Source organism: Streptomyces sp. NPDC002499, assembly GCF_053595415.1.
Map to the genome: position 1 here is coordinate 751,580 of NZ_JBSFXO010000002.1, position 26,459 is coordinate 778,038.

Genomic DNA, 26,459 nt, shown 5'->3' on the forward strand with positions numbered 1-26,459 from the left:
TGTAGACATGGGCACATGGTCCGACTTCTGGGTCGTTCCCAGGCCCGGTCGACCCACCGGGCTGACCCCACGCGTACCCGGCACACGCCTGCCCGGCGGACGGCGTCCGCGGACCGGGCCGGTCGCGAGCGGTTCTCGGGACTGCGGTCGGCGCTGAACGGGCGCAGCGTCGCCGGACAGGTGTTCCTCCTCCAGATCGCGATCGTGCTTCTGCTGCTGGTCGCCGCCGTGGTGGCGCTGGTGCTGCAGGGACGGCACGACAGCACCCAGGAGGCCCGCAACCGCTCGGTGGCCGTCGCCGAGTCCTTCGCCAACGCGCCCGGCACCCGCGAGGCGCTCAGCAGTTCCGACCCCACGGCGATCCTTCAGCCGCGCGCGGAGGCGGCCCGCAAGGCGACCGGCGTGGACTTCATCGTCGTCATGAACACCGACGGCATCCGCTACACGCACCCGAAGCCGGACCGCATCGGCAAGAAGTTCGTCGGGACGCTGGCGCCCGCGCTGGCCGGGCGGACCGTGACCGAGGAGGTCGACGGGACGATCGGTCGCCTCGTGCAGGCGGTGGTCCCGATCGAGGCGCCCGGCGGCAAGGTCGTCGGCCTGGTGTCGGCCGGCATCACCACCGAGAACGTGGGCGGCGCCGCCGACCGCCAACTCCCCCTCGTCCTGCTCGCCGCCGCGGCGGCACTCATCCTGTCCACGGGCGGCACCGCCCTGGTGAGCAGACGGCTGCTGCGCCAGACGCACGGCCTGGGTCCGCACGAGATGACCCGGATGTACGAGCATCACGACGCGGTCCTGCACTCCGTACGGGAGGGCGTGATCATCTTCAGCGGCGAGGGCCTGCTGCTGCTCGCCAACGACGAGGCGCACCGACTGCTCGACCTGCCCGCGGACGCCGACGGCAGGCCCGCCCTCGACCTCGGTCTGCCGCCCGACACCGCCGACCTGCTGGCCTCCGGCCGGCTGGCCACGGACGAGGTGCACCTGGTCAAGGACCGCCTGCTCGCCGTGAACCAGCGGACCACGGACGTCAAGGGCGGCCCGCCCGGCTGGGTCGCCACGCTCCGCGACTCCACGGAGCTGCGCGCCCTGTCCGGCCGCGCGGAGACGGCACGCGAGCGCCTCAACATGCTGTACGACGCCGGGGTGGGCATCGGGACGAGCCTCGATGTCACCCGTACCGCCCAGGAGTTGGCGGAGCTGGCCGTCCCCCGGTTCGCGGACTTCGCGACGGTCGACCTCTTCGACGCCGTCCTCAGCGGCGGCCAGCCGGAGGCGGTGACCCCGGTACGCCGGACGGCGCTCAGCGGGATCAGCAAGGACGCGCCGCTGTACCCCCTCCAGCAGCAGATCCGGTACGTCACCACCTCGCCGCAGTCGCGCAGCCTGCGTTCAGGGCAGGCCGTGCTGGAGCCGGACCTGGCGCGGGCGGCGGGCTGGCACGAGCAGGATCTGGAGCGGGCCGCCCAGGTGGTGGAGTACGGCATCCACTCGCTGATCACCGTACCGCTGCGGGCCGGGGCGATGGTGCTCGGCGTGGTGAGCTTCTGGCGCTCGCGGAAGCCCGAGCCCTTCGACGCGGACGAACTGGCCCTCGCCGAGGAGCTGGTGACCCGTGCGGCCGTCTCCATCGACAACGCCCGCCGCTACACCCGCGAGCACAGCATGGCCGTCACCCTCCAGCGCAGCCTGCTCCCGCGCACACTGCCCGAGCAGACGGCCCTGGACGTCGCCACCCGCTATCTGCCGGCCCAGGCGGGCGTCGGCGGCGACTGGTTCGACGTACTGCCCCTGTCGGGCGCCCGGGTCGCCCTCGTGGTGGGCGATGTCGTCGGACACGGGCTGCACGCCGCGGCCACCATGGGCCGGCTGCGTACGGCGGTCCACAACTTCTCCGCGCTCGACCTGCCGCCCGACGAACTCCTGTCCCTGCTCGACGAGATGGTCGGCCGCATCGACCAGGACGAGACACCCGAGGACGGCAGCGCACCGGTGATCGGCGCGACCTGTCTGTACGCGATCTACGACCCGGTGTCCCGGAGCTGCACGGTCGCCCGCGCCGGACATCCGCCGCCCGCGCTGATCCGGCCCGACGGCAGCGTCGAGTTCCCCGAGGTGCCCGCCGGTCCGCCGCTGGGCCTGGGCGGGATGCCGTTCGAGACGGCGGATCTCCAACTGCCGGAGGGCAGCCGCCTCGTGCTCTACACGGACGGGCTCGTCGAGGACCGCGAGCACGACATCGACGAGGGTCTCGATCAGCTGCGCGAGGCACTGGAACAGGCCGGTCCCTCCCCCGAGGACACCTGCCGGGCGGTGCTCGACGCACGGCTGCCGTCCAAGCCCGGCGACGACATCGCCCTGTTGGTCGCCCGCACCCGCGCGCTGCCCGCCGACCGGATCGCCGAGTGGGAGGTGCCGTCCGACCCGGCCGCGGTCGGCGAGGTGCGCGCCCGCGTCACCCGCCGGCTGGCCGAATGGGGCCTGGACGAGCTGGTGTTCACCACCGAGCTCATCCTGAGCGAGCTGGTCACCAACGCGATCCGCTACGGCGGAGAGCCCATCCGGGTGCGGATGCTGTTCGACCGCACCCTGGTCTGCGAGGTCTGGGACAGCAGCAACACCTCGCCCCATCTGCGGTACGCGGCGATGACGGACGAGGGCGGGCGCGGCCTGTTCCTGGTGGCCCAGCTCTCCGAGCGCTGGGGCACCCGCTACACCCCGGCGGGCAAGATCATCTGGACCGAACAGCCGCTCCCCTGACCGAACCGCTTTTCGTTCTTCCCTACGAAGTTTTCACGCGGTGGGTGTCACACGCCTGTTTCTTCTGATAGGAAACCTTCCTATCAGTGTGACGCACGACCAACTCCCCACCCCCCACTCCCCTTTGGAGCCTTCGTGAGGAACACCCCGGACGACGCGACCCGTTCCACGCACACCTCGCGCCGCACCCTCCTCGCCGTGCTCGGCGCGTCGCTCGTCGCGGCGCCGCTGCTCAAGCCCGCGCACGCGTCCGCCTCCGCGTCCTCGGCGGCCGCCTGTACACCGCTCGACAACTCGGCGAAGAAGGAGATCGCCATGAAGCTCGTCTCCAGCGCCGAGAACTCCTCGCTCGACTGGAAGGCGCAGTACAAGTACATCGAGGACATCGGCGACGGCCGCGGCTACACGGCCGGCATCATCGGCTTCTGCTCGGGCACCGGCGACATGCTCGACCTCGTCGAGCTGTACGCCGCCCGCAAGCCGGGCAACGTGCTCGCCAAGTACCTCCCGGCGCTGCGCTCGGTCGACGGCACCGACTCGCACTCCGGTCTGGACCCGAACTTCACCAAGGACTGGCGCACGGCGGCGGCCGACAGCGTCTTCCAGCAGGCCCAGAACGACGAGCGCGACCGGGTGTACTTCAACCCGGCCGTCCAGCAGGGCAAGACGGACGGGCTCGGCACGCTCGGGCAGTTCGCGTACTACGACGCCATCGTCATGCACGGCGACGGCTCCGACTCCACCAGCTTCCGCAACATACGCAAGCGCGCCCTCACCAAGGCCAAGCCGCCGGCCCAGGGCGGCAACGAGGTCACGTACCTCAACGCCTTCCTGGACGCGCGGGTGTGGGCCATGCAGCAGGAGGAGGCGCACAGCGACACCACCCGGGTCGACACCGAGCAGCGGGTCTTCCTGCGCAACAACAACCTGTGCCTGAACACGCCCCTGGACTGGAAGGTCTACGGGGACAGCTTCCACATCAGCTGACCGTGCTCCGGGTCGCCGTACCGCCCCCCGCGCGGTACGGCGTCCCGGGCGCCCAACGCCCCCGCCTCACTGGGGGAGTTGGCCGATCCGATCGACTACGCCCTTCTCCTCCAGACCGCGCATCTCGCGATAGGTGAAGGAGAACTCGAGCTTCCCGTCGACCAACTTCCCGACGCCCCCCTTGAGGCTCATGCCCAGGTAGGCGTAGGTCTCCGGGTCGAAGATGAAGGCGAAATCGATCTCCGGGTACGAGACGGCGACGCCCCTGCGGCCCAGGGCGTCCACCGCCTGACGGTCGATCCGGATGCCGGGGATCTTCGCGACGGCCTCGAACGTGGCGGCCTCAAGACCGGGCGGCATGACCCGCGGCACCACGAAGAACTGACAGGCGTTCACGAACGCCTGCATGTCAGCCTTCGTACCGCGGCCCATCCGGAGCCACTTGAGGAGCGTGTCCGGGTCCGTCGGCCACTTCGCCAACTTGGCGTACACGGTCGGCGGCCACATCACCTCGTGCTCGCCCAGCGGCGGATCGTGGTGGACCTTGCCGTACTCCTCGCGCCTGGAGGGCCCGGAGCCGTCCACGGAGGTCCAACTCTCGTCCGTCCAGGTCTTGTTGCGGCCACCCTTGAGGTAGGTCCTGGTGATGTAGGTCTTGGTGTACACGTACTGGTCGTTGCGCGGAATCGGCATCCTGTTGCCGTCGGCCCGGGACTTGTCCGCGGCCCGGTGCAGCAGTTGCGCGGCACTGAGGGTGGTCATGCGCGGGGCGTTCGTGCCCTCGTGGCGCCGGGTGGCCACGACGACGCCTCCCGCGACGGCGGCAGCCGCCGTCCCGGCGACGGCGACTCTGAGCATCAGCCGGCGGGACAACGCGCCCGGGCGGCCCTCCTGGACGATGGCGTGCTGGAGACGGACTCGGGCGGCCGAACGGGCCTCGTCGGTCAACGCGGGTACGTCGGCGTGCAGTTCACGCACTGCGGTGAGGTCATCCACGATCGCTCTCCCCGTTCTCCTTGGTCGCCTCGGTCGTTTCCGTCTCGTCGTGAAGGGCTGTGGGGTCCGTCCCGCCCAGCGCTCCGCGCAACTTGGTCCGGGCCCGGTGCAGCCGTGAGCGCACGGTTCCGACCGGCACGCCCAGGGCCTCGGCGGCCTCCGCGTAGTCGAGATCGCCCCAGGCGATCAGCAGCAGCACGTCCCGATGGCGGGCGGGCAACTGCGCGAGGGCGCCCGCGAGTTCGGCGCGGGATCCTTCGGCGCTCACCCTGGCGGCCACGCGGTCGGCGAGCGGCTCGCCCTCCGCCGGGGAGGCGGCGGCGACCCGGGAGAGGGCCTTGAGGCGGCGGGCCTCGGCGCGCCGGTGCTGGCCGACGAGGTTGGTGACGATGCCGTACAGCCAGGGGCGTGCCTGTGGGCGCGAGAGGTCGTAGCGGCGTCGCTGCTGGAAGGCGATCACGAAGGTCTCGGCCATCAGGTCGTCGGCGGCCTCGGTGCCCAGCCGTCTGGCCGCGTACCGGTGGATGTCGTCGGCGTAGCGGTTGAACAGCTCCGAGAACGCGTCGGGGTCGTCCCAGGACCGCTCGACGACCGCCGCGTCGGAGGAGGCATCGGCGGACGTGCCGGTGGAGGCAGCGGAGACTTCGGACACAGAGTCGTCGTGCGGGCCGAGGGCGGGTGGGGCTCCCGCGCTCGGCAAGGCGGTCACTGCTCGCCCTTCAGGTTCATCGGATTCCTCGAGGTCGCGGGCACGGTCGACTGCTGTTGGCCGATACCCGCGTTCGAGTTCCCGATCCTGGCTCATAACTTTGACTTATGAGCCCATAGATCGGACCCGCGTACTGACTTAGGCTTGCCTTAGTTTAGGCTTCCGTCGAGTCGATCTATCTCCACTCGAAGGGAACCTGATCATGCCGCGCCCCCTGCGGGTAGCCATCGTCGGAGCCGGCCCCGCCGGGATCTACGCCGCCGACGCCCTGCTCAAGTCCGAGGTGGCAGCCGAGCCCGGCGTGTCCATCGACCTCTTCGAGCGGATGCCCGCCCCGTTCGGCCTGATCCGCTATGGCGTCGCCCCCGACCACCCCCGCATCAAGGGCATCATCACGGCCCTGCACCAGGTGCTCGACAAGCCGCAGATCCGGCTCTTCGGCAATGTCGACTACCCGACCGACATCTGCCTGGACGACCTGCGCGCGTTCTACGACGCCGTGATCTTCTCCACGGGCGCGACGGCCGACCGCGAGCTGTCGATACCGGGTGTCGAGCTGGACGGTTCCTACGGCGCCGCCGACTTCGTCTCCTGGTACGACGGCCACCCGGACGTGCCGCGCACCTGGCCGCTGGAGGCCGAGAAGGTCGCCGTCCTCGGCGTCGGCAACGTGGCGCTCGACGTGGCCCGCATCCTGGCCAAGACGGCGGACGAGCTGCTGCCGACCGAGATCCCGCCGAACGTCCACGAGGGCCTCCAGGCGAACAAGGCGCTGGAGGTCCACGTCTTCGGCCGCCGTGGCCCGGCGCAGGCGAAGTTCTCCCCGATGGAGCTGCGGGAGCTGGACCACTCCCCCAATATCGAGGTCATCGTCGACCCCGAGGACATCGACTACGACGAGGGCTCGATCGAGACCCGGCGCGGCAACAAGCAGGCCGACATGGTCGCCAAGACCCTGGAGAACTGGGCGATCCGCGACGTCGGCGACCGCCCGCACAAGCTGTTCCTGCACTTCTTCGAGTCGCCCACCGAGATCCTCGGCGAGGACGGCAGAGTCGTCGGCCTGCGCACCGAGCGCACGGCCCTGGACGGCACCGGGAACGTCAAGGGCACCGGCGAGTTCAAGGACTGGGACACCACCGCGATCTACCGCGCGGTCGGCTACCTGTCCGACAAGCTCCCCAAGCTGCCCTGGGACATCGACTCCGGCACGGTGCCGGACGAGGGCGGCCGGGTCATCCAGGAGAGCGGCGAGCACCTCCAGTCGACGTACGTCACCGGCTGGATCCGGCGTGGCCCGGTGGGTCTGATCGGCCACACCAAGGGCGACGCCAACGAGACGGTGTCCAACCTCCTGGCCGACTTCGCCGGCGGTCGGCTGCACGAGCCGGCCACGCCCGCTCCCGAGGCCGTGGACGCGTTCCTCGCCGAGCGGAACGTCCGCTACACCACGTGGGACGGCTGGTACCGCCTGGACGCGGCGGAGAAGGCGCTGGGCGAGCCGCAGGGCCGCGAGCGCGTGAAGCTGGTCGAGCGCGAGGACATGCTCAAGGCGAGCGGGGCGTAGGCGCTGCCGCGCGGTGGACCGGGGGGCTCCGTCGGGGAGTTGAACTCCGAGGTGAGTGAACTCCCTGGCCCACCGCGGCTGTTCGTCGGTTCTCGTCAGGCGTTCAGCGCCTGACGAGGTCTCGCCGCGCCACGGCTGTGAGTACCGCGACCAGCAGAGTGAGTGCGGCGACCTGACCCAGGGCGCCGCCCAGGTACACCGCGGGCAGTGGGACGCCGAGCCACGGGTACAGGGCCGCGACCCGGACGACCAGGAGCAGCAGGCCGAGCGCGGCGAGAGCGACCGCTCCCCCGGCAGGACCTCGGTCCGCGCCACGGCTGCGCAGCACCAGCCAGCCGGCGGCGCCGACGAGGAAACAGGTGGCCGGCGCCCAGGCCGTGTCCGGGGCACCGGGCAGCAGGACGATGGACGCGCCCGTCACCACGGCGAACCCCGCGAAGACGAGGCCGGGAGTGCCGACCGGCAGCGCGGCGGCGGGGGCGTCACGGTGGTAGGCCGCGCAGAGCGCGAGCGCCGACAGCCAGCCGAACAGGGCGGTGACGACGGCGAACCACGGTTCCGTCAGCACCACGCCGTCGGTGACCAGCGGGCCGACGAGCGGCCACAGCGTGGGCAACGCGGCCAGCAGCACGGACGCACGGGCGAGGCGCCGGCGGTCGTGCAGCAGGGCGAAGTAGCCGACCGTCCAGAGCAGGGGCAGTGCCCAGGTGGCGACCTCGACGACGCCGATCAGCGGCCCTTGGTCGGTGAACGCCGACACGAACATGTCCCACTGGCCCGGACCGTGGGTCGACGCCCAGGTCAGCCCCAGCACCCGGTCGACGAGCGCGGCGGTCGCCTGCAGCAGGACGGCGAAGAGCGCGAAGTGCCGGACGGTCGAGCCGAGCAGCGCGTACCGCCGGGGCACTCCGGAGACGGCGAGGCGGCTGCGCACGGCGAGGGCGACGATGCTCGCCGTCTCGCCGAGGGTGGGCCGGCTCTGGTCCTGGGTGTCCCGGTCGAGGTCCCACAGATACGTCTCGACCATCTCCTCCTCCCGGGCCCGCCGGTAGTAGGCGGGGAGCAGGCGCAGTACGGCGCGGTAGCGCGTCTCGAGCAGCGTCGTCATGCGAGGCCTCCCGCCAGTCCGGGTCCGGTCGTGGGGTTCGCGGCGGCTCCGGGGGCCTTGCGCCCCTCGGCGATCCGCTGCTTGGCGGCGGAGGCGCCGGCCGCCATCCGCTCCGCCTCCGCGTCGAGGGCCCCCGCGCCCTCGTCGGTGAGGCGGTAGTAGCGCCGGAGCCGGCCGTCGTGCACCTCCTCCCGGTCCAGCACGATCAGTCCGTCCGCGGTGAGCCGGTCGAGTACGCCGTACAGGGTGCCGACGCGCAGTTGCACCGCGCCGTCGGAGAGTTCCTCGACCTCCCGCAGAATCCCGTAGCCGTGCCGGGGCTGGTCGGCCAGCGCGGTCAGGACGAAGAAGGCGGCTGTGGTCATGCCCTTCGATGCCATGCTGCCAGGATATATCGGCTCCCGATATATATCGAGCCGCGAGGCCGATGGCGTGTCGGAGTCCCCTGAGAAGTGGGGCGCGGAAGCCCCGAGAAGTACAAACAGGACCCGCCCCAAGCGGATGGTGGGCGGGCCCTGTTCGCGGAGGACATTGTCGCGGCCGGGACACGGCAGGGGCAGGAGTGAACCGCCGCGAACTGGAGTGCGCCGTACGCACCCCGAGTGCGCGCGTCCGGGTCCCGTGCGCGCGACCCCGGATGATCCCGCGCGAGCGGCGCGGACGATACTGGTGGGTGCACCTGCCCCCGCCCCGACAAGGACTCATGTCCAGCTCCGCCACAGACCGGCCCACCGTTCCCACCACCCTCTGGCTCGCCCGCGGCCGTCGTAGCGGGCCCGAAGCGGAACCCGTCGTCCGGCAGACCCTGCTGCGCCGCAAGAACGACGGGCTCATCGACGACCATCTGGAGCCGCCCGAGGCCCGGACGGAGGCGGAACACGTCTTCGAGGCCCGCTGGAGGGTCGCCGGGGAGGTGACGGTACGGGCCCGACTGAGCCTCTCCCCTGCCACCGAGCAGGGCCAGGAGTGGGTGCTGCTCGCCGAAGCGGAACGCGCCTGGGACCTGGAGTGGCCCTCCCCCGCCACGATGTTCTGGCCCGAGGAGCCGGACGCCGAGTGGGACCGCGAGCCCGCGAGAGGGCTGCGCCTGCGGGAGGTCAATCGCCTGCCGGAGGAGGACAAGGAGATACGGCGGCTGCTGCGCGACTGCGTGGACGGCGGCTGGGCGCTCAACGTCGTCGTCCACGAGGCCATGACGCCGGACGAGCACGGCCGGCAGCCGCTGAGCCGGCTGCTGCCGCCGAGCCTGCGGCACCGCGTGGTCGAGCACCGTGCCGCGCCGGAGCAACTGCGGGTCGTGAACCGGGCGTTGCGGCAGTTCGGCGTCGAGGTCCCGCGCGGCGGGGCGGTCCTGCTGCACGGGCCGCTGCCCGGCGCGGACGCGGCCGACTTCGCCGTACGCAGCGTCTTCCTGGACGGCTCGCGGCCGATCGAGCTGGTCGACGTCCTGGCCCGCTTCACCGCGCTGCCGCCCCCGCTGCCGGACGGTGCCGATCGGTACCTCACCGCGCTGCGGGAGGACTGGCGCCTGATGACGCTGGAGGAGGAACTCGCCCGCGAGCGCGCGCTGGTGGCGATGTACAGCGAGGCGCTGGAGGCGATGACCGAGTCCCGGGACCTGTACCGCGAGGCCGCCGACCGCGCCCACGAGGCGCTGACCGCGTACCGCGAGTCCGGCGCGGCGCCCGCGACGCCCGTCCCCCGGCCGCCCGAACAAGCCGCGGCCTCCCCGTTCCAGCAACTCACCCGTGGCCTGGAACGCTTCAGGACAACGGCGAAGTCCCGCCGCCCAAAGGCCGTGTCGGAGAACGGCACGGGCCAGGAGAGCGAGGCGGCGGACGGGGACGAGAAGGCCGACGGGCCGGACCCGTCGGCGGGTTGAGGCCGCCGGACCGGTCCGGCCCGAGCCGGGGGCTGCCGATCCGTCGTGGCGACCTGACGCGAACGGCGCCCGACGGCCCCTCCTCGCAGTCCATCGCGGGAAGGGGCCGTCGGCCGTGGGCCACGACCGGATGCCGGGCTCGCCCGGCGCTCCGTCACCGCCGGCCGTCCCAAGTCAGAGCCCACGGCTCGCCCTTGAGCTCCGACGCGAGCCGGCGCGGCCGGTCGGCCCGGTACAGGGACCGTCAGTCCCCCGGACGGCTCGCCGCGGCCATGACCCGGCTCTCCATCTCGATCGGCGGCGGTTGCCAGGCGAGGCGGACGACCAGGGCCGTGAGGGCGACCAGGGCCGCGCAGACGGCGGCCAGGCCGGCTGCCCAGTTCGGGGCGAGGGTGAGGTCCAGGGCCTGGGACAGGCGGGCCGAATGGAAGCGGCCCCCGTACAGCTGGGCTCCGGCGAGGACCGCCGGCACCACCACCGCCAGTGCCAGGAGGACCAGCACCGGACGGAGGGTCAGCAGTACGGCCAGGACCGCGCACAGCGCCGACACGCCCAGCGCGAAGCCGTAGGCGCGCAGGGACGCGCCGTCGCGGTGGAGCGGGAACCACAGCAGCGCGCACAGGAGGAGCGCCGCAGCGGAGACCAGCCCCGGCCAGGCCAGGTGCGTGGTGCGGCGGGCCGACCCGCGCGCGATACGGCGTGGTGCGCGGCCGTCCGCCACCACGGGCGGGGCGTCGGGGGCCGGCGGCACCATGAGGCTCTCGGGGACCGTGTACGGGCCGTCAGGCGCCCCCGGCGGCACGGTGTACGGGACCGCTGCGGGCTGCGCGTCGCGCTCCTCGCTGAGCCGGCCGATCAGCTCCACCAGTTCCTCGACGGGCCGCGCGGTGGCGGCGGCGCGGGCCGCCTCCTGTCCGACGTGCGGTTCCAGCGGCGACTGGTGCAGCAGCGCCATCAGCCGGGTCACGTCCTCCACGGGACGGGATTCGGCCGCGGCGCGGATCGCCTCGTCGGCGCTGTCGGCGTCGCGGGGCGGTTGGGTCAGCAGGGCGACCAGACGGGTGACGTCCTCCACGGACCGGTCCACGCCGACCGCACGCAGGGCGTCGACAGTGGCCCGCGCGTACTGGGGCGACTGCTCAAGCAGGGTGATCAGGCGCACGACCTCCTCAAGCGGGCGATCGGCCACGGCCGCGTGCACCAGGGCACCGACCGGGTCGCTGTGCGCCTCGGATATGGAGTGTTCGCTCGGTTGGGGTGATGAAGAGCCACTGCTCATGCTCTGCTCCATGGGAGGGTGTGGCGCCACTCGCGCCTCGGACGCGCTGAACACGTCGTTACGGTGACCATTACTAGGTCCCGCCGCCGCACCGTGCCACTCGGGTGAGCCACCGGTATGACGGCGCCCCGCTCCCGGCGGATCCGATCCCCCGTCAAGTACGTACGAACGCCGGATGGGGGCATCTGGGAGAAGAGCGCGCCGAGCGGCCCGCCGACGAGGAGGACCAGTGAAATCGACCACAGTGGTGATCGTCGTCGCCGTGGTGCTCGCGGTGCTCGTGCTCACCATGGCCGTGACCCTGCTGGTGCGACTGGTACGGACCCGACGGGACCTGCGGCGCGCCGGGCTGCCGACAGGTCCCCGTTGGGTTTTCTGGGGCGCGGTCCTGTATTTCGCCCTACCGACCGACCTGTTGCCCGACCCCGTGTATTTGGACGACATCGGCGTTCTTCTGCTCGCCCTGCGCACCCTGCGCACCTCTCCCGGCAGGCCGAATGGTCACGAAACGTCCCTCTGATTACTCAGAGTAAGGAAACCAATCACTCGTTCGATTCGTATAAGTGACTGGAAGGGCAAGGCAGTCGGCGGACCGAGCGGTGCCGTGGGGATGAGACCGCTGGGTCGGCGCAGACCGACGAGGGAGAGACCATGCAACCGTTCGCGCTCAACTACGCACGTCCGGCGGTGGACTTGGAGGCCACAGCTCCATATGTCTACGACACCGGCCTGCAGTTGAACGTGCTCTTCGACGGACGGGTCGCGGCCCGCGACTTCGCACTCCTGAGAGAACTCGCGACGACCACCTCCACCGCGGGGTCCAAGACGCACTTCGACGACTGAACACGGAACCGCCGACGATGACCGTGCTGATCCTGACCTCTGAAGAGGATGTGACGGCCGACATGGTGGTCGTGCACCTCAACGCCTCAGGGGTCCCCGTGATCCGACTCGACCCCGCCGATCTCACCGGCGGAGTCTCGCTGTCCGCCGAGTACGTGCACGGGGCGTTCCGTGGCCATCTCCAGGCCGCGGACCGCCTCGTGAGCATCAGCGGGCTGCGGTCGATCTGGGTACGCAGGCCGGGTACCGCCGCCACCAGGGCGGCCCAGCCGTCCAGTTGGCTCACCGAGGAGTCCGCACAGGCCCTGTACGGCATGCTGCGCGGCTCGGAGGCGCGCTGGATGAACCACCCGGACGCGGCCCGCCGGGCCCGTCACAAGCCCTGGCAGCTCCGGCTCGCGCAGCGCTGCGGGCTGCCGGTGCCGGCCACCCTGATCACGACATTCCCGCAAGCCGCGCGGGAGTTCGCGGACCGCTACCCGGACCTGGTCGTCAAGCCGGTCTCCGGGGCGCATCCGCAGGACCCGCCCCGGGCGGTGCCGACCAGCCGGGTGGCGCCGGACACCGACTTCGCGGCCGTCGCGTACGGGCCCACCCTGCTGCAACGGCGGGTCGCCAAGCGGGCCGACATCCGGCTGACCGCGGTCGACGACCGGCTGCTGGCGGCCCGCAAGGCGACGGCGTCGGACGCCGATCCCGACGAGGTGGACGTCCGGTTCGCCTCGTCCGACCTGCCGTGGCAGGCGACCGACGTCCCGCCGCGGATCGCGGAGTCCGTCCTGTCGTACCTGCGGGAGGCCGGACTGTCCTACGGGGCCTTCGACTTCGCCGAGGACTCCGACGGGACCTGGTGGTTCCTGGAGTGCAACCAGTCGGGCCAGTTCGGGTTCGTGGAGGTGGAGACGGGCCAGCCGATCGCGCGGACGATAGCGGAGTGGCTGTCCCGTCCCGGGCCCGAGCCGCATCAGCGGGTCAACGGATCGAGCACGCGGGTGTGTTGAGTACGGGTCAGTTCGGCCGCGAGCCGGGCAGCAGGGCCGTCCGCTGCCAGCCTGCGCCCGGGGAGGCGGGTCGCTCGGCGGGCGGTGTGGCGCCGAAGGACTGCAGCGGTCGCATGACGTACTCCAGTTCCCGGCTCACGCGCTCGGCCTCGCGACGGGTCTGAGCGGGGACGTCGCCGCGCTCGGCGACGAGTCGGTCGTAGATGGGGGACTCCTGGAACACCCGGCAACGCGCCTCTCCTGTGGGGGCCCACAGGATTGGGCCCGGTCGCCGAGTGTATGCGGAGCAGCACTGCGCGGTGTGAATTACCCGGGGGGACTTGACGTCCGCACATGCGGTGTGAGTGGCCCCGGCGCGCTGCCGTGACGAACGGTCAGGCCCCCGTCGTCGAGCCCGGCCGCACGATCATCAGGACGGTGACGGTCGCCCACAGGAGGTTGAAGACGCCGGTGAACATGGCGAGTTGCGCGGTGTTCGACCGCTCCACCGGCTGCTCGGCGTCGAGTTGGCCGAGGAGTTCGTCCTGGCGGGGCAGGACGAAGGCGATCAGGATGCCGGCGGCGACGGTGGTCAGGGTGATGGACGCCACGAGCCAGGCGCTGCCGAGCACCCCCATGGCAGCGGCGGTGGCGAAGCCGAAGAGCGGCACGGCGAGGCCGAGGCCGGAGTAGACGCGGCAGATGCGGTGCAGCAGCCGGACGGTGCCCACCCCGGCCGCGTCGGCACCGGCCCGGCGTACGGCCGGCGGGAACATGCTGGCCGCGACGGTGACGGGGCCGATGGCGACGATGGCCGCCAGGACGTGCAGGGACAACAGGAACTTGGTCATCGGGGCGCCTTACTCCATGGACATTCAGCCGCGCGCGGCTCACGCTATGGATCGCCGGGGCGCTCCCACAGAGGCTGAAATGACAAGATCCAACGGATTCTCGCCAACACCGCCACCAGGGGTTCCGTCGGCACCACGCGTCACATGTTCCCTACTCCGAACCGGATTTGACGCAAATCCGCCTCCCCACCCGATTCCTCGCCCGCCCTGAGGCGTTGAACACGGCGCAACCAATCCTGCACGAACGGTGAACGCTCATGAGTCGCTCCGGCCGCCTCCTCTGCGCCCTGTATCTCGCCACCAGCGGCGGACTCGCCTGGACCGTGGTCCTCGAACTCCGCTACGGGCCCCTGTGGATCGCCTTCCTGTTCGCCGCCGCGAGCGTGGTCCAGGTGATCGCCGTCGTACGCGAGACCCTGATCCACGACCTGCGCACGGCCTGCGCCGGGCCGCGCCGCCCGGCCCGCTCGGCCGCCGACGAGATCGTCCGCGAGGAGCTGGACGCCGCCTGCTGCGAGCGCTGGTGGACGAGTCTGGGCACCGACCACGACGCGGTCTGTCCGCACCTGTTCCCCCGGAGCAGCGCCGCCTGACGACACCGCCCGGGGCGTCCTCGTCAGGCGACCTGTCCGCCGTGCAGGGCGGTGTACGCCCCGCCGTCGCGCAGGAGTTCCTCGTGTGTGCCGACCTCCAGGATCTCGCCGTCCCCCATCACCACGATCCGGTCGGCGCCCCGCACGGTGGACAGCCGGTGCGCCACCACGAAGGTGGTGCGGCCGCGCAGCAGCCGGGCCAGCGCCTCCTGGACGAGGGCCTCCGAGCGTGTGTCCAGCGCCGAGGTCGCCTCGTCCAGGATCAGCACCTTGGGGTCCCGGATGAGGGCGCGGGCGATGGCGAGCCGCTGGCGCTGCCCGCCGGACAGCCGGGCCCCGCGATCCCCGACCAGCGTGTCGAGCCCCTGCGGCAGCCGGTCGACGAACTCCAGCGCGTTGGCGTCCCGCAGCGCCGCCCGCACGCTCTCCTCGTCGGCCTCGTCCATCCCGTAGGCGACGTTCTCCCGGATCGTGCCGTCGAAGAGGATCGATTCCTGCGGCACCACCGACACGAACCGCCGATACGTCCGCAGGTCGAGGGTGCTCATGTCGGCGCCGTCGAGCAGCAGTCGGCCCGAGGTCGGCCGGATGAACCCGATGACGAGGTTGAGCACCGTGGACTTGCCCGCGCCCGAGGCGCCTACCAGGGCGACGGTCTCCCCCGGCACCACGGACAGGGTGAAGTCCCGTACGGCGGGCCGGTCACCGGTCTCATAGACGTGACCGACGCCCTCGAAGGCGACCGCGCCGCGCAGTGAAGTGACCTCGTCCTTGCCCTCGTTGTCCTCCAGTTCGGGCGCCTGGAGGACCTCACCGACCGAACGCACCGACTCCAGGCCCTTGGTGATGACCGGCGCGAGGGCGGCCAGTGTGGTCGTCGAGTTGGTGAGGGTGGTCAGGAACGCGCTGAGCATGACGACGTCGCCGGCGGTGACGCCCCAGGCGCCGTAGTACGAGACCAGGGCCGCGCCGGCCAGGACCAGCACGCCGACCACGTTGAGGACGACCCAGGCCAGCGAGCCGAACCGGCCGTTGACGAGGTCGAGGCGGTTGCCGGAGGTCAGCAGGCGGCTCAGGGTGCCGTCCATGCGGCGCAGCGCCTTGCCCTCCAGACCGTGGGCGCGCGTGACCGGGATCAGCCGGGTCATCTCCGTCACCTGCGTCGACAGGGTCTCGACCTCGTGCCTGAAGTGCTCGTTGTGGGTGCGCAGCCGGGCCCGCAGCCGGGCCACGACGATCGCGGCGGCGGGCACGACGACCAGGAAGACGGGCACGAACTCCGGTGTGCGGACGGCGATGATGACCAGTCCGCCGGTGAGCACGGTGATCGCCCCGAGTCCGGTCTCCGCGGTCTGCTGCACCATCTGCTCGACCGTCTCGACGTCCCGCACGACCTTGGCCTGCAGGACGCCGGCGCTGACGCGCGAGTGGTAGCCGATGGACAGGTGCTGCATCCGCGTGCACAGCGCCGACCGCAGGCTGGTGCCCATGCGGCGCACGCTGCCGTACAGCAGGCGCACGTACAGCACGTGCAGCGGGTAGTTGATCAGCAGGATGAAGAGGATGATCCCCGTGCTCCACCACAGGTGGCCGATCGGCCCGTGCTGGACGACGGTGTCGATGATGGACGCGCTGATCAGCGGCAACAGCCAGATGGGGCTGTGCTTGACCGTGAAGACGCCGACCGCCGCGGCGAGGCGGCGGCGGTCGGCGCGGAACAGGTAGCCGAGTGTGCGGATCGGGTGTTCGTCCCGGTAGCGGTGGTCGAGCGGTTTCTCGGATGACGGCGCCATGCGTGGTGTCCTACCCCAGTGGCCGGGTTGTGAGCAAGCGCTTTCTCCCCACCCTCGCGGGGATTACACCGGTCTGTGCCGGGAGAGTCCGGGTCGGACGCCGGCCGACTCCGCGTCAGACGCCGTCCAGCTCCGCGAGTTCGTCGGCGCCCAGTTCGAGGTCCGTCGCGGCCAGCGAGTCCAGGATCGTCTCGGGGCGGCTGGCGCCGGGAATGGGCACGACCACCGGCGACTTGGCGAGCAGCCAGGCCAGGCAGACGCGCTGCGGGCTCACTCCGCGGTCCTCGGCGATCCGGGCGAACGGCCCGAACGTGGAACCCAGTTCACCGGCCCGGGTGATACCGCCGAGCGGGCTCCAGGGCAGGAAGGCGAGGCCGAGCTCGTCGCACAGCTCCAGCTCCGGCTCGCTGGAGCGGAAGGCAGGGGAGAACTGGTTCTGCACGGAGACCAGTCGGCCGCCGAGGATCTCGTTCGCCTGCCGGATCTGGTCGGGGTTCGCGTTCGAGATGCCCGCCATCCGGATCTTGCCCTCGTCCAGCAGGTCCCGTACCGCGCCGACGGATTCCGCGTACGGCACCTTCGGGTCGGGCCGGTGGAACTGGTAGAGCCCGATGGCCTCCACGCCGAGCCGCCGCAGGGACGCCTCGCAGGCCTCCTTGATGTACTCGGGGCTGCCGTTGAGGGTCCAACTGCCGTCGCCGGGGCGCAGATGGCCGCCCTTGGTGGCGACCAGCACGTCACCGCCCCGGTCGTGGGAGGCGAGGGCCTTGGCGATCAGGGTCTCGTTGTGGCCGACCTCGTGGGCGTCCCGGTGGTAGGCGTCCGCGGTGTCGATCAGCGTGACGCCGGCGTCGAGCGCGGCGTGCACGGTGGCGAGGGAGCGCGCCTCGTCCGGGCGGCCCTCGATCGACATGGGCATTCCGCCCAGTCCGATGGCACTGACTTCGACATCACCGATGCGGCGGGTCTGCATGGGTTCTCTTTCCTCCGATGGACCTCCAGCGTCACCCCGCGGGTGGCCGGCGGTCCAATAGAGGAAAGAGAACGCATTCAGCAGCCGCACCACTGAATCGACGGCGCGTGCCGCGAGGCCGCCACGGCGCGCGGCTCTTGATCGGCAGGCAGGTTGCGCGCCAGGCCGAGAGGTGTGCGACGCTCGCTCTCGAACAGACGTCGTAACGTGCGGCGGAGTGGAAAGGCGACGGCATGCGCATCGGACTGCTCGGTACCGGCCCGTGGGCGGGGATGGCTCACGCCCCCGCCCTCCAGGAACACCCCGACCTGGACTTCGTCGGGGTGTGGGGCCGCCGGCCGGAGGCCGCCAAGGAACTGGCCGACCTTCACGGCACCCGCGCCTACGACGACGTCGACGCGCTGTTCGCCGACGTGGACGCGGTGGCCGTGGCGCTGCCGCCGGCCGTGCAGGCGGAGCTGGCGGCGCGCGCGGCGCGGGCCGGACTGCACCTGCTGCTGGACAAGCCGCTGGCCACGACGGTGGACCAGGGCCGGGCCGTGGTCGAGGCCGTCCGGGAATCCGGGGTCGCCTCGGTCGTCTTCTTCACGAGCCGCTTCGTCCCCGAGACGGCGGCGTGGATCGCCGAACAGGCGGGCACCGGCGGCTGGTTCACGGCCCGGGCGCAGTGGATCGGCGATGTGTTCACCGGCGACAGTCCGTTCGCGACGCCGTGGCGGCGGGAGAAGGGCGCCCTGTGGGACGTCGGCCCGCACGCCCTGTCCGTGCTGCTGCCGATCCTGGGCGACACCCGGCGCGTGGCCGCCGCGGCGCCGGGGCCCGGGGACACCGTCCAGCTGGTCCTCGACCACGCGAGCGGCGCGTCGAGCACCCTCACCCTGAGCCTGACGGCACCGCCCGCCGCCACGGGGACCGACGTCGAACTCCGCGGCGAGGCGGGCGTGACCCGCTTCCCGGACAGCTCCGTCGGCCCGGTCGAGGCACTGGTCCGCGCCGCCGACGCCCTGATCGCGTCCGCCGCCGACGGCCAACCGCACCCGTGCGACGCCGAGTTCGGCCTCCGGGTCACGGAGATCCTCACCGAGGCGGAGACCCTGCTGAACGCGAACGCGGGCTGAGGGTTCACCGCCGACCGGCAACGGGGTCGGGGCCGGGCCCAGTTGGGCAGGACCCCGCCCCCGTCTCCTCCAACTACCCTCGCGCTACCTCAAAGTTGATCCGCTCCCTCACCACCGGAAAACCGGCCTTGGCGAAGTTCGCGGCCATCGGGAAGTTCCCCCGGTCCGTCGCCGCCGTGACGAACTCCGCGCCCTGCTCGACCAGGAAGTGCGTGCACTCCGCCAGCAGGTCGTAGGCGTAGCCGCGGCCGCGCTGGTCCGGGAGCACGCCGATGAAGCCGACGGTCGGGCCGGACGGGTTGTGGGCCGGGATGTGGATGCCCGCCAACTCGCCCTCCGGGGTGTGCGCCAGCTGCCACCACTCGCGGGGCGACGGGCACCAGTGGAAGAAGTCGAGCTCTTCCTGGGCGGCCCGGTCGAGGCCGCCCTCCTCGATGGCCTTGAGAGAGTGCGCGTCGAGGGTGACGGAGTGGATGCGGCGCAGCGCGTCGAAGAACACGGCGTCGTCCGGTTCGGCGCGGAAGACGAGCCGTCCGGGGCGCTCGGGAAGACCGTCCGCAGGGGTCCAGCGGTACAGGAAGCGTTCGACGAGGAGTTCGTACCCGGCCGCTCGTACGGCGGTGAAGCGGGCCTCGGCGGCGGCGCGCAGCCGTGGGTCCTCGCGCCAGGTGCCGGGCAGGTTCAGCTCGAGTTCGACGTGCCAGGGCGCCGTGCGCAACAGCTCGGTGCCGGCCTCCTCCTCGCCCTCGGCCACGTCGAACCAGTTGACGTTGAGGGGCTCGGCGTCGTCGGGTCCGCCCCACCAGGCGGCGCGCGCGACGACGACGCCGTCGCGCAGGGCGACGCGCTTCCAGTCGGTGCGGTGGGTGGTCCGGCGGTGGGCCGCGCGGTTTTCCAGCGGGTCGGGCAGGGTGTCGAAGAGATGGGCGTCGCGCTCGTCGAGCGCGCGGATGACCAGATCGGTCATGGGTTCCTCCGGGATGCGTACTGCGTGGAGCGCTCCCGGGTCGGTCTCAGCCGAAGCACGCCGGGGCTACGGGGAGGGAGCGCTGGATAGGTGTCATCTGCACGGCACTCGCCTCCTTCCGTCGGGCCTCCTGGCGTGGCGATCACACGCTAGGCAACCGGTCGTGGACATGTCCACCCCTTTTCGCGGGCTCTCTTTTCCCGGGTTCTCTTTCCCGGGCTCTCTTTCCCGGGTTCTCTCCTCGCCGGCCTCCGATTCACAGGTTCTCTTTTCGCGGGTCGGCATGCGCGAGACGTCCCGGCGTAGGAGCGTGGTGGTGTGGGAAGAGTGCCCGTCCTGTCTCCGCGCCGGGACCAGGACCGGCGGACCTGGCTGCGCGGCGCCCCGCCGCCGCGCTGGGTGCGGGTGCTGCCGGTCGCCCTGATCACGGGCGTGTGCGCGGCCACCCTGGTGAGCGGCCACGCCCTGGACATCGGCTTCCTGCTCGGCGCGATCCCGCCGCTGGCCGTCCTGTCGTACGGTCCGCTCGCGACCGCGGTGCTCGGTGTCGTGGTGGTCGTGGTGCTCAACATCCCGGCCTTCCACTTCGACCACCCCGGCGAGACCGACCTGCTGACCATCTGTTTCGTCGCCGCGCTGAGCGTCTTCGTGTCGTACGTGCGCAGTCACCGCGACGCCCAGCTGGACCTCGAACGCACGGTCGCCGAGGCGGCGCAGCGTGCCGTCGTGCCGCCGGTGCCGGAGCGGGTCGGCCCGGTCCACTGCACGGGCCTGTACCGGGCGGCCGAGCGCGGCACGCTGGTGGGCGGCGACTTCTTCGACGTACGCGAAGGGCCGCACGGCGTACGGGCGGTCATGGGCGACGTGCGCGGGCACGGTCTGTCGGCGATCTCCACCGTCGCCTCGCTGCTGGGGGCGTTCCGGGAGGCGGCGCTGGACCGGCCGGACCTGGAGTCGGTCGCCGCCCGGCTCGACCGGCGGCTCGTGGTGGACTCGGCCGAGGCCCACTACTCCGAGCTGTTCGCCACCGCCGTACTGCTGGAGTTCTCCCCCGACGCGTGCGAGGTGCGCATCGTGTCCTGCGGGCATCCGGCACCCGTGCTGCTGCGGGGCCGGCGGGCCACCGAGATCGAGCTCGCGCCGTGGACCCCGCTCGGTCTCGGTCTGTCCGACGGCGCCCCGTCGGACGCGCTCACACTCCGCCTGGAGCCCGGCGACAGCCTCTTCCTGGCCTCCGACGGCGTCAGCGAGACCCGGGACACCTCCGGCGCCTTCTACCCCCTGGCCGCCCGCCTCGCCGCCCTCGCCGACGAGGACCCGGCCGCGCTGGCCGACCGGGTGTGGGCGGATCTCGTACGGTACGCGCCGGCCGTTCTCGACGACGTGACGATGCTGGTGCTCACGCCCGGGAAACCGGACGCTCGCTGACCTGCGGCTCGGCGCTCTGCTCGTGGTCGCCCTCGGCGTCGATGTGCGGCAGCATCCGGTCCAGCCACCGGGGTGTCCACCACGCGTGCCGGCCCAGCAGGGTCATCACGGCCGGGACCATGAGCAGCCGTACGACGGTGGCGTCGATGAGCACGCTGACGGCGAGGCCCAGGCCGAGCATCTTGACGACGATGTTGTCGCTGACGATGAACGCGGCGAACACGCTCACCATGATCAGTGCCGCGCAGGTGATGACCCGTGCGGTGATCTCCAGCGCGTGCGCGACGGAGGCCTTGGCGTCGCCGGTGCGCAGCCATGCCTCGTGGACGCGGGAGAGCAGGAAGATCTCGTAGTCCATGCTCAGGCCGAAGATGATCGCGAACATCATCATCGGGACGTAGCTCTCGATGGGCACCTTGCCCTCGACGCCGAGCGCGGGGCCGCCCCAGCCCCACTGGAAGACGGCCACGACCACGCCGTAGGAGGCGGCGATGGACAGCACGTTGAGGACGGCCGCCTTGAACGCGACGAGCAGGCCGCGGAAGACGGCGAGGATGATCAGGAACGCGAGGGCGACCACCACGCCGATGATCAGGGGCAGTCGGCTCGCGACGATGTCGCGGAAGTCGACCTGGGCGGCCGTCGTGCCGGTGACGTATCCCTTGGCGTCCGTGCCGGAGACCGCGGCGGGCAGGGTGGTGTCGACCAGCCGGTTCGTCAGGTCCGTGGTGGAGGCGCTCTGCGGGGACTGCTTCGAGTAGACCGTGCCGATCAGGACGTCCCCGTCCTTGGTGGCGGTGAGCGGGGTGACGGTGGCGGCGCCGGCCACGCCGTTCAGGGTCTTCTGCGCCTGCGCGGAGAGGCCGGAGCGGTCGGCGGACGGTACGGAGGTCTGGTCGATGACGACGGTGAGCGGGCCGTTGGAGCCGGGCCCGAACGCGTCGGTCATCAGGTCGTACGCCCGCCGGTCCGTGAAGGACGTGGGGTCGGCGCCGTCGCCGATGTGGCCGAGCTGGATCGAGAACACGGGAATGGCGAGGACGACGACCGCGGCGACGCCGGCGGCCAGGAACTGCCAGGGCCGCCGCTCCACGCGCTGCGCGTAGCGGTGCCAGGTGCCCTGCGGCTGCGAACCCGCCTCGGCGTCGGTCTCGGCGACCGGACGGCGTACCCGGTAGCGGTCGATGCGCTTGCCGATCAGCCCCAGCAGGGCCGGGACCAGGGTCAGCGCGCCGATGACCGCCGACACGACCGTGACGGCCGCGGCGAGGCCGAGTTTTCCGATGAAGCTCACTCCGGACGCGGACAGTCCGGCGAGGGCGATGATCACCGTGCAGCCGGAGACGAGCACGGCACGTCCGCTGGTGGCGGTGGCGTGCCCCGCCGAGTGCACCGGATCCGCGCCGTCGATGAGGTTCTGCCGGTGCCGGGTGATCAGGAAGAGGGCGTAGTCGATGCCGACGCCGAGGCCGATCATCGTGGCCAGGGTCGGCGAGACGGTCGCGAAGGTGAACGCGGCGGCCAGCAGACCGAGACACGCGAGCCCGCCGATGGCGCTGATCAGCGCGGTCAGCAGCGGGATGCCGGCAGCGAGCACACTGCCGAAGCCGACCAGCAGGACGACGATCGCGACGGCGAAGCCGATCAGCTCGCTGACCCGGTCGTCGGCGACCGGACGCGCCAGCTCGCCGAGCGGTCCGCCGTACTCGACCTGCGCGCCCGCCGCCCGCAGCGGCTGCACGGCGTCGTCCACTCCGTGCAGGTAGTCGTCGCCCAGGGTGGAGGGCTGTACGTCGAAGCGGACGGTGACGTAGGCGGTCTTCCCGTCGGTGGAGAGGGGTCCGACCTTCGAGGACTGGGCGGAGAGCGGGTTCTGGACGGACAGCACGTGCGGGAGTTTCTGCAGGTCGCCGACCGTGGTGGACAGCTGGGAACTCAGCCCGGTCAGCGACTGCTTGCCGTCGTGCAGGACGATCTGGCTGCTGTAGCCGCCGGCCGCGGGATCGTGCTTCTTCAGGACGTCCAGGCCGTCCTGGGACTGCACGCCGGAGAGGGAGAAGTTGTCGGAGTAGTCGCCGCCGAAGGCGCGGTTGACGAACTGCAGCGCCACCAGGGCGACCAGCCAGGCCACGATGACGATCACGAAGTGACGGGCGCACCATTCGCCCAGCCGTCGTAGGACCCCTCTCCTGACGGCGTTCCGCTGTCCCGCCCCGGTGCTTGCGGTGGGTGCCATGGCCTCGGTCTTCTCTGCCGGCCGATCCGTTCGTCATCCCATTAGACGCCCGCCCGGTCGCGGCGGCATCCCGGGCCGGACGGCCTTCCCGATCACACGGGACCACGGGGTGTGCGAGCGTTGAAGGGTGAGAGACGGACTCGATGACCCACACGGAGTCCGACGCAGCGATCCGGATCCACGAGGAGCACCGATCATGCCGACGTCACAGCCCGCCCCTTCCGAGCCGCCCGAGGACCTCGTCACCCCGGACGACCTGCTCCACACCCGCACCGGCACCGAGGTGTCGCCCGAGGACCTCGTCCTCGCCGCCGGCAAGGACGTCACCCCGCAGACCCTCGAATGGGCCCGGCGGAAGCTGGCGGCGGAGGGCCCGGCGGCCCTGGAGAAGCTACTGCCGTGAGGCGTCCGTCGTCCGTCCTGCCGGGTCCGGCCCGTCGTCCTCCACGCACAGCACCGGTACGCGCTGAACGAGGTTGACGGCGAAGCCGCCGCGGTTCCAGGGCTGGTCGAGCGGCTGGGTGCGGCCTTCGGCGTCGGTCGCCCGCGCGCTCAGCACATGCTCGCCGGGGCTCGCGTCCCAGGTGAAGTGCCAGCGCCGCCATGCCCAGCGCCGCCCGTCGGCGGGCGCCAACTCGGCCCGCCGCCAGGTGTGTCCGGCGTCCGTGCTGACGTCGACACCCGTCACCGGTGCCCGCCCCGACCAGGCGCGGCCCTCCAACGCCACCGTGCCCGGACGCACCACACGGGCCCGCGACATGAAGTCCGGGAATCCCGGCGGGACCAACAGGGCGCGGGGCGCGATCCGGGTGACCGGCTCGCCCTCGTCGCCGGCCTCCTGGCGCAGCCGGTAGGCGACCGTCTGCTGGAATCCCGTGAACGGCACGTCGGTGACGGCGATCTCGCGCAGCCACTTCACATGAGCCATGCCGTACCAGCCGGGCACGACCAGCCGCAGCGGGTGACCGTGCTGCGGGGGCAGCGGGCCGCCGTTCATCGCGTAGGCGACCAGCACCTCCGGCTCGGTGCCGGTGGCGACGTCGATCGGCAGGGACCGCTGGTAATCCTGTTCGACCCCGCGCTCCACGCCGTGGTCCGCGCCGGTGAACACGACGTCGACGGCGTCGGGTTCCACGCCGGCCTCGGCCAGCAGCAGCCTGAGCGGTACGCCCGTCCACTCGGCGGTGCCGACCGCCTCGACGAGCCAGGGCTGGCTGACCGGGCGGGGTGTCAGCAGGGCCCGGCCGTTGCCCGCGCACTCCAGCGTCACGCGCGTGGTGACCGCGGGGTAGGCGCGCAGAGCGGCCAGGTCCAGCTCCAGCGGACGGCGGACGCGGCCCCCGACGGTCAGCCGCCAGGGCGGGTCCTCGGCGACGTAGGGGATGTCGTAGTGGGTCAGTACGTAGTGCAGGCCCGGCGGGGTGACGTCGTAGCGCAGCGCCTCCAGCGGCAGACCGTGGTTGCGGGTGGCGAGCGCCAGTTCGTCCCGGCCGATGCCCTCGTCGGGGGCGGCCAGCCGGGCGGGGGCACTCGCGTCGGCGAGTCGATGGCCCATGTCCGCATTATCACCCCTTGTCGTCCGCCGGGGCCGGTCGTGGGCGCGGAAGCGGTCACCGGCCGGAACTTGACGTCGCTCCCGGGGACTTCGGACGGGCTCACGACAGGGCCGCTGCCCGTTCACCCTTTCGAAGAGGGCCTTCGGGCTGACAGACTCGGGTAGGTGCGCGACTTCGACATGCTCGTCATCGGATCAGGACCGGGTGGCCAGAAGGCCGCCATCGCCGCGGCCAAGCTAGGCCGCCGGGTCGCCGTCATCGACCGCCCCGACATGGTCGGCGGGGTCTCCATCCACACCGGCACCATTCCCTCCAAGACCCTGCGCGAGGCGGTGCTGTACCTGACCGGTCTCACCCAGCGCGACCTCTACGGGCAGAACTACCGGCTCAAGGAGGACATCACCATCGCCGACCTCACCACGCGCACCCAGCACGTGGTCAGCCGCGAGGTCGAGGTCATCCGCAACCAGCTCTCCCGCAACCACGTGGCGCTGTACGCCGGCACCGGCCACTTCGTCGATCCCCACACCGTCGCCCTGAGCGAAGTCAACGGCCAGGAACGGCTGTTGAGCGCGGACAACATCATCATCGCCACCGGCACCCGGCCGGCCCGCCCGGACAGCGTCGAGTTCGACGGGCAGACCATCATGGACTCCGACAACGTCCTGTCCGTGGAACGCGTCCCGCGCTCCATGGTCATCGTCGGCGCCGGGGTGATCGGCATGGAGTACGCCTCGATGTTCGCCGCGCTCGGCAGCAAGGTGACGGTGGTCGAGAAGCGCGCCGGGATGCTCGACATGTGCGACGTCGAGGTCATCGAGTCGCTCAAGTACCACCTGCGGGACCTCGCCGTGACCTTCCGGTTCGGCGAGACCGTCGCGGCCGTGGAGCGGCACGCGCGGGGCACGTTGACCGTGCTGGAGAGCGGCAAGAAGATCCCGGCCGACACGGTGATGTACTCGGCGGGCCGGCAGGGTCTCACCGACGACCTCGACCTCGTCAAGGCGGGCCTGTCCGCGGACAAGCGCGGCCGGATCACCGTCGACGAGCAGTACCGCACCGAGGTGCCGCACATCTACGCCGTCGGCGACGTCATCGGCTTCCCGGCGCTGGCCGCCACGTCGATGGAACAGGGCCGGGCGGCGGCCTACCACGCCTGCGGGGAACCGGTCGGGCAGATGCAGAACCTCCAGCCGATCGGCATCTACACCATCCCCGAGATCAGCTTCGTGGGCCGCACCGAGGACCAACTCACCGAGGAGTGCGTGCCGTTCGAGGTCGGCATCTCCCGCTACCGGGAGCTGGCCCGCGGTCAGATCATCGGCGACTCGCACGGCATGCTGAAGCTGCTGGTCTCCCCCGTGGACCGCACGCTGCTCGGCGTGCACTGCTTCGGCACCGGGGCCACCGAGCTGATCCACATCGGCCAGGCCGTGATGGGCTGCGGCGGCACGGTCGACTACCTGGTCGACGCCGTCTTCAACTACCCGACGCTGGCGGAGTCCTACAAGGTGGCGGCTCTCGACGCGACGAACAAACTCCGGCAGATCGACCACATCGGCGACTGACCCGCCCGGGGCGGGCCGCCCTTCGGCCCGCCCCGCGCCAACATCCCCCACATCTACCCGCGTTGCGTTTCCGTGCTGCTGTCCGGTACCGCTCGGTCGATCCTGAACGCCCGACGCGTGGGGCTATCATCGCTCGCACACACGGTGTGACCCCCCTGCGACGCAACCGCCGAGCGGTACCCGCCACCCCACTTCACCGCCCCTGCCCCGAGGCCAACCCTCGCGGGTCCGGGGCGGTTTCACCCCCCACCTCCGCTACGCC

The 26,459-nt window shown here is 71.6% G+C and carries 24 protein-coding genes; 12 read left to right on the forward strand and 12 right to left on the reverse strand.

Features of this window, described 5'->3' with window-relative positions:
- Window positions 1–15: 15 nt before the first annotated feature.
- Both ACWD5F_RS07805 and ACWD5F_RS07810 read left to right on the forward strand, forming a co-directional pair.
- Window positions 16–2,763: a SpoIIE family protein phosphatase gene (locus tag ACWD5F_RS07805; protein WP_451252140.1), complete on the forward strand. Its 2,748-nt coding sequence runs from the start codon at window positions 16–18 to the stop codon at window positions 2,761–2,763.
- 135 nt (window positions 2,764–2,898) lie between these two features.
- Entirely contained in the window at window positions 2,899–3,750 is an 852-nt protein-coding gene (locus ACWD5F_RS07810) for a chitosanase (protein WP_401715399.1), read from the forward strand.
- 66 nt (window positions 3,751–3,816) lie between these two features.
- Here the strand turns inward: ACWD5F_RS07810 and ACWD5F_RS07815 are convergent, their stop codons facing one another.
- On the reverse strand, window positions 3,817–4,746 hold the full coding sequence (locus ACWD5F_RS07815) for a CU044_5270 family protein (protein ID WP_451252142.1): 930 nt from the start codon (window positions 4,744–4,746) through the stop codon (window positions 3,817–3,819).
- Window positions 4,739–5,398 carry an RNA polymerase sigma factor gene (locus ACWD5F_RS07820; RefSeq protein ID WP_451252144.1) on the reverse strand — a complete coding sequence of 220 codons (660 nt, stop codon included), beginning with the start codon at window positions 5,396–5,398 and terminating at the stop codon, window positions 4,739–4,741. Before ACWD5F_RS07820 ends, ACWD5F_RS07815 begins: the two co-directional genes overlap by 8 nt.
- Before the next feature lie 259 nt (window positions 5,399–5,657).
- Between ACWD5F_RS07820 and ACWD5F_RS07825 the strand changes: the two genes are divergently transcribed.
- Entirely contained in the window at window positions 5,658–7,022 is a 1,365-nt protein-coding gene (locus tag ACWD5F_RS07825) for an FAD-dependent oxidoreductase (RefSeq protein WP_451252146.1), read from the forward strand.
- 103 nt (window positions 7,023–7,125) lie between these two features.
- On the opposite strand, the gene ACWD5F_RS07830 is transcribed toward ACWD5F_RS07825, so the two are convergent.
- Together ACWD5F_RS07830 and ACWD5F_RS07835 are read right to left on the reverse strand one after the other, a co-directional pair.
- Window positions 7,126–8,130, reverse strand: a complete 1,005-nt coding sequence (locus tag ACWD5F_RS07830; RefSeq protein WP_451252148.1) for a hypothetical protein — start codon at window positions 8,128–8,130, stop codon at window positions 7,126–7,128.
- Window positions 8,127–8,495, reverse strand: a complete 369-nt coding sequence (locus ACWD5F_RS07835; protein WP_451252305.1) for a PadR family transcriptional regulator — start codon at window positions 8,493–8,495, stop codon at window positions 8,127–8,129. The genes ACWD5F_RS07830 and ACWD5F_RS07835 overlap by 4 nt, the downstream gene beginning before the upstream one ends.
- A gap of 338 nt (window positions 8,496–8,833) precedes the next feature.
- Between ACWD5F_RS07835 and ACWD5F_RS07840 the strand changes: the two genes are divergently transcribed.
- On the forward strand, window positions 8,834–10,012 hold the full coding sequence (locus tag ACWD5F_RS07840) for a hypothetical protein (protein ID WP_451252150.1): 1,179 nt from the start codon (window positions 8,834–8,836) through the stop codon (window positions 10,010–10,012).
- A 244-nt stretch (window positions 10,013–10,256) separates the two neighbouring features.
- Here the strand turns inward: ACWD5F_RS07840 and ACWD5F_RS07845 are convergent, their stop codons facing one another.
- Window positions 10,257–11,291: a hypothetical protein gene (locus tag ACWD5F_RS07845; protein WP_451252152.1), complete on the reverse strand. Its 1,035-nt coding sequence runs from the start codon at window positions 11,289–11,291 to the stop codon at window positions 10,257–10,259.
- 229 nt (window positions 11,292–11,520) lie between these two features.
- On the opposite strand from ACWD5F_RS07845, the gene ACWD5F_RS07850 reads away from it, so the two are divergent.
- From ACWD5F_RS07850 to tgmB, 3 genes are all read left to right on the forward strand, one after another.
- Window positions 11,521–11,811 carry a DUF1232 domain-containing protein gene (locus tag ACWD5F_RS07850; protein WP_451252154.1) on the forward strand — a complete coding sequence of 97 codons (291 nt, stop codon included), beginning with the start codon at window positions 11,521–11,523 and terminating at the stop codon, window positions 11,809–11,811.
- 131 nt (window positions 11,812–11,942) lie between these two features.
- A complete protein-coding gene (gene tgmA / locus ACWD5F_RS07855; protein ID WP_123996126.1) occupies window positions 11,943–12,134 on the forward strand; it encodes a putative ATP-grasp-modified RiPP in 192 nt (63 codons plus the stop codon).
- Between the two features lie 17 nt (window positions 12,135–12,151).
- Window positions 12,152–13,135, forward strand: coding sequence for an ATP-grasp ribosomal peptide maturase (gene tgmB / locus ACWD5F_RS07860; protein ID WP_451252156.1), 984 nt, complete (start codon window positions 12,152–12,154; stop codon window positions 13,133–13,135).
- Window positions 13,136–13,142: 7 nt separating this feature from the next.
- On the opposite strand, the gene ACWD5F_RS07865 is transcribed toward tgmB, so the two are convergent.
- Together ACWD5F_RS07865 and ACWD5F_RS07870 are read right to left on the reverse strand one after the other, a co-directional pair.
- The gene (locus ACWD5F_RS07865) at window positions 13,143–13,358 is read right to left on the reverse strand and encodes a hypothetical protein (protein WP_123996128.1); all 216 of its coding nucleotides are present in this window, start codon (window positions 13,356–13,358) and stop codon (window positions 13,143–13,145) included.
- 151 nt (window positions 13,359–13,509) lie between these two features.
- The gene (locus ACWD5F_RS07870) at window positions 13,510–13,965 is read right to left on the reverse strand and encodes a hypothetical protein (protein WP_450353363.1); all 456 of its coding nucleotides are present in this window, start codon (window positions 13,963–13,965) and stop codon (window positions 13,510–13,512) included.
- A gap of 257 nt (window positions 13,966–14,222) precedes the next feature.
- Here ACWD5F_RS07870 and ACWD5F_RS07875 point away from each other — a divergent pair, with 257 nt between their 5' ends.
- Window positions 14,223–14,558, forward strand: coding sequence for a hypothetical protein (locus ACWD5F_RS07875; RefSeq protein ID WP_451252159.1), 336 nt, complete (start codon window positions 14,223–14,225; stop codon window positions 14,556–14,558).
- 23 nt (window positions 14,559–14,581) lie between these two features.
- On the opposite strand, the gene ACWD5F_RS07880 is transcribed toward ACWD5F_RS07875, so the two are convergent.
- Both ACWD5F_RS07880 and ACWD5F_RS07885 read right to left on the reverse strand, forming a co-directional pair.
- On the reverse strand, window positions 14,582–16,351 hold the full coding sequence (locus tag ACWD5F_RS07880) for an ABC transporter ATP-binding protein (RefSeq protein ID WP_451252161.1): 1,770 nt from the start codon (window positions 16,349–16,351) through the stop codon (window positions 14,582–14,584).
- A 115-nt stretch (window positions 16,352–16,466) separates the two neighbouring features.
- Entirely contained in the window at window positions 16,467–17,324 is an 858-nt protein-coding gene (locus ACWD5F_RS07885) for an aldo/keto reductase (protein ID WP_451252163.1), read from the reverse strand.
- Between the two features lie 233 nt (window positions 17,325–17,557).
- Between ACWD5F_RS07885 and ACWD5F_RS07890 the strand changes: the two genes are divergently transcribed.
- Window positions 17,558–18,442, forward strand: a complete 885-nt coding sequence (locus ACWD5F_RS07890) for a Gfo/Idh/MocA family protein (protein ID WP_451252165.1) — start codon at window positions 17,558–17,560, stop codon at window positions 18,440–18,442.
- 73 nt (window positions 18,443–18,515) lie between these two features.
- Here ACWD5F_RS07890 and ACWD5F_RS07895 read toward each other — a convergent pair whose 3' ends face one another.
- Window positions 18,516–19,409 (reverse strand): GNAT family N-acetyltransferase, encoded by an 894-nt coding sequence (locus ACWD5F_RS07895; protein WP_451252167.1) that lies wholly within the window; start codon window positions 19,407–19,409, stop codon window positions 18,516–18,518.
- Between the two features lie 318 nt (window positions 19,410–19,727).
- Here ACWD5F_RS07895 and ACWD5F_RS07900 point away from each other — a divergent pair, with 318 nt between their 5' ends.
- Window positions 19,728–20,837 (forward strand): PP2C family protein-serine/threonine phosphatase, encoded by a 1,110-nt coding sequence (locus ACWD5F_RS07900; RefSeq protein ID WP_451252169.1) that lies wholly within the window; start codon window positions 19,728–19,730, stop codon window positions 20,835–20,837.
- Here the strand turns inward: ACWD5F_RS07900 and ACWD5F_RS07905 are convergent.
- The gene (locus ACWD5F_RS07905) at window positions 20,809–23,073 is read right to left on the reverse strand and encodes an MMPL family transporter (protein ID WP_451252171.1); all 2,265 of its coding nucleotides are present in this window, start codon (window positions 23,071–23,073) and stop codon (window positions 20,809–20,811) included. The genes ACWD5F_RS07900 and ACWD5F_RS07905 overlap by 29 nt on opposite strands.
- Before the next feature lie 196 nt (window positions 23,074–23,269).
- Here ACWD5F_RS07905 and ACWD5F_RS07910 point away from each other — a divergent pair, with 196 nt between their 5' ends.
- Entirely contained in the window at window positions 23,270–23,476 is a 207-nt protein-coding gene (locus ACWD5F_RS07910) for a hypothetical protein (protein WP_401715432.1), read from the forward strand.
- Here the strand turns inward: ACWD5F_RS07910 and ACWD5F_RS07915 are convergent.
- Window positions 23,465–24,628, reverse strand: coding sequence for a sulfite oxidase (locus tag ACWD5F_RS07915; RefSeq protein WP_451252173.1), 1,164 nt, complete (start codon window positions 24,626–24,628; stop codon window positions 23,465–23,467). The two genes, ACWD5F_RS07910 and ACWD5F_RS07915, sit on opposite strands and share 12 nt — an antisense overlap.
- Window positions 24,629–24,793: 165 nt before the next feature.
- Between ACWD5F_RS07915 and sthA the strand changes: the two genes are divergently transcribed.
- On the forward strand, window positions 24,794–26,197 hold the full coding sequence (sthA, locus tag ACWD5F_RS07920) for a Si-specific NAD(P)(+) transhydrogenase (protein WP_451252175.1): 1,404 nt from the start codon (window positions 24,794–24,796) through the stop codon (window positions 26,195–26,197).
- Window positions 26,198–26,459: the final 262 nt, after the last annotated feature.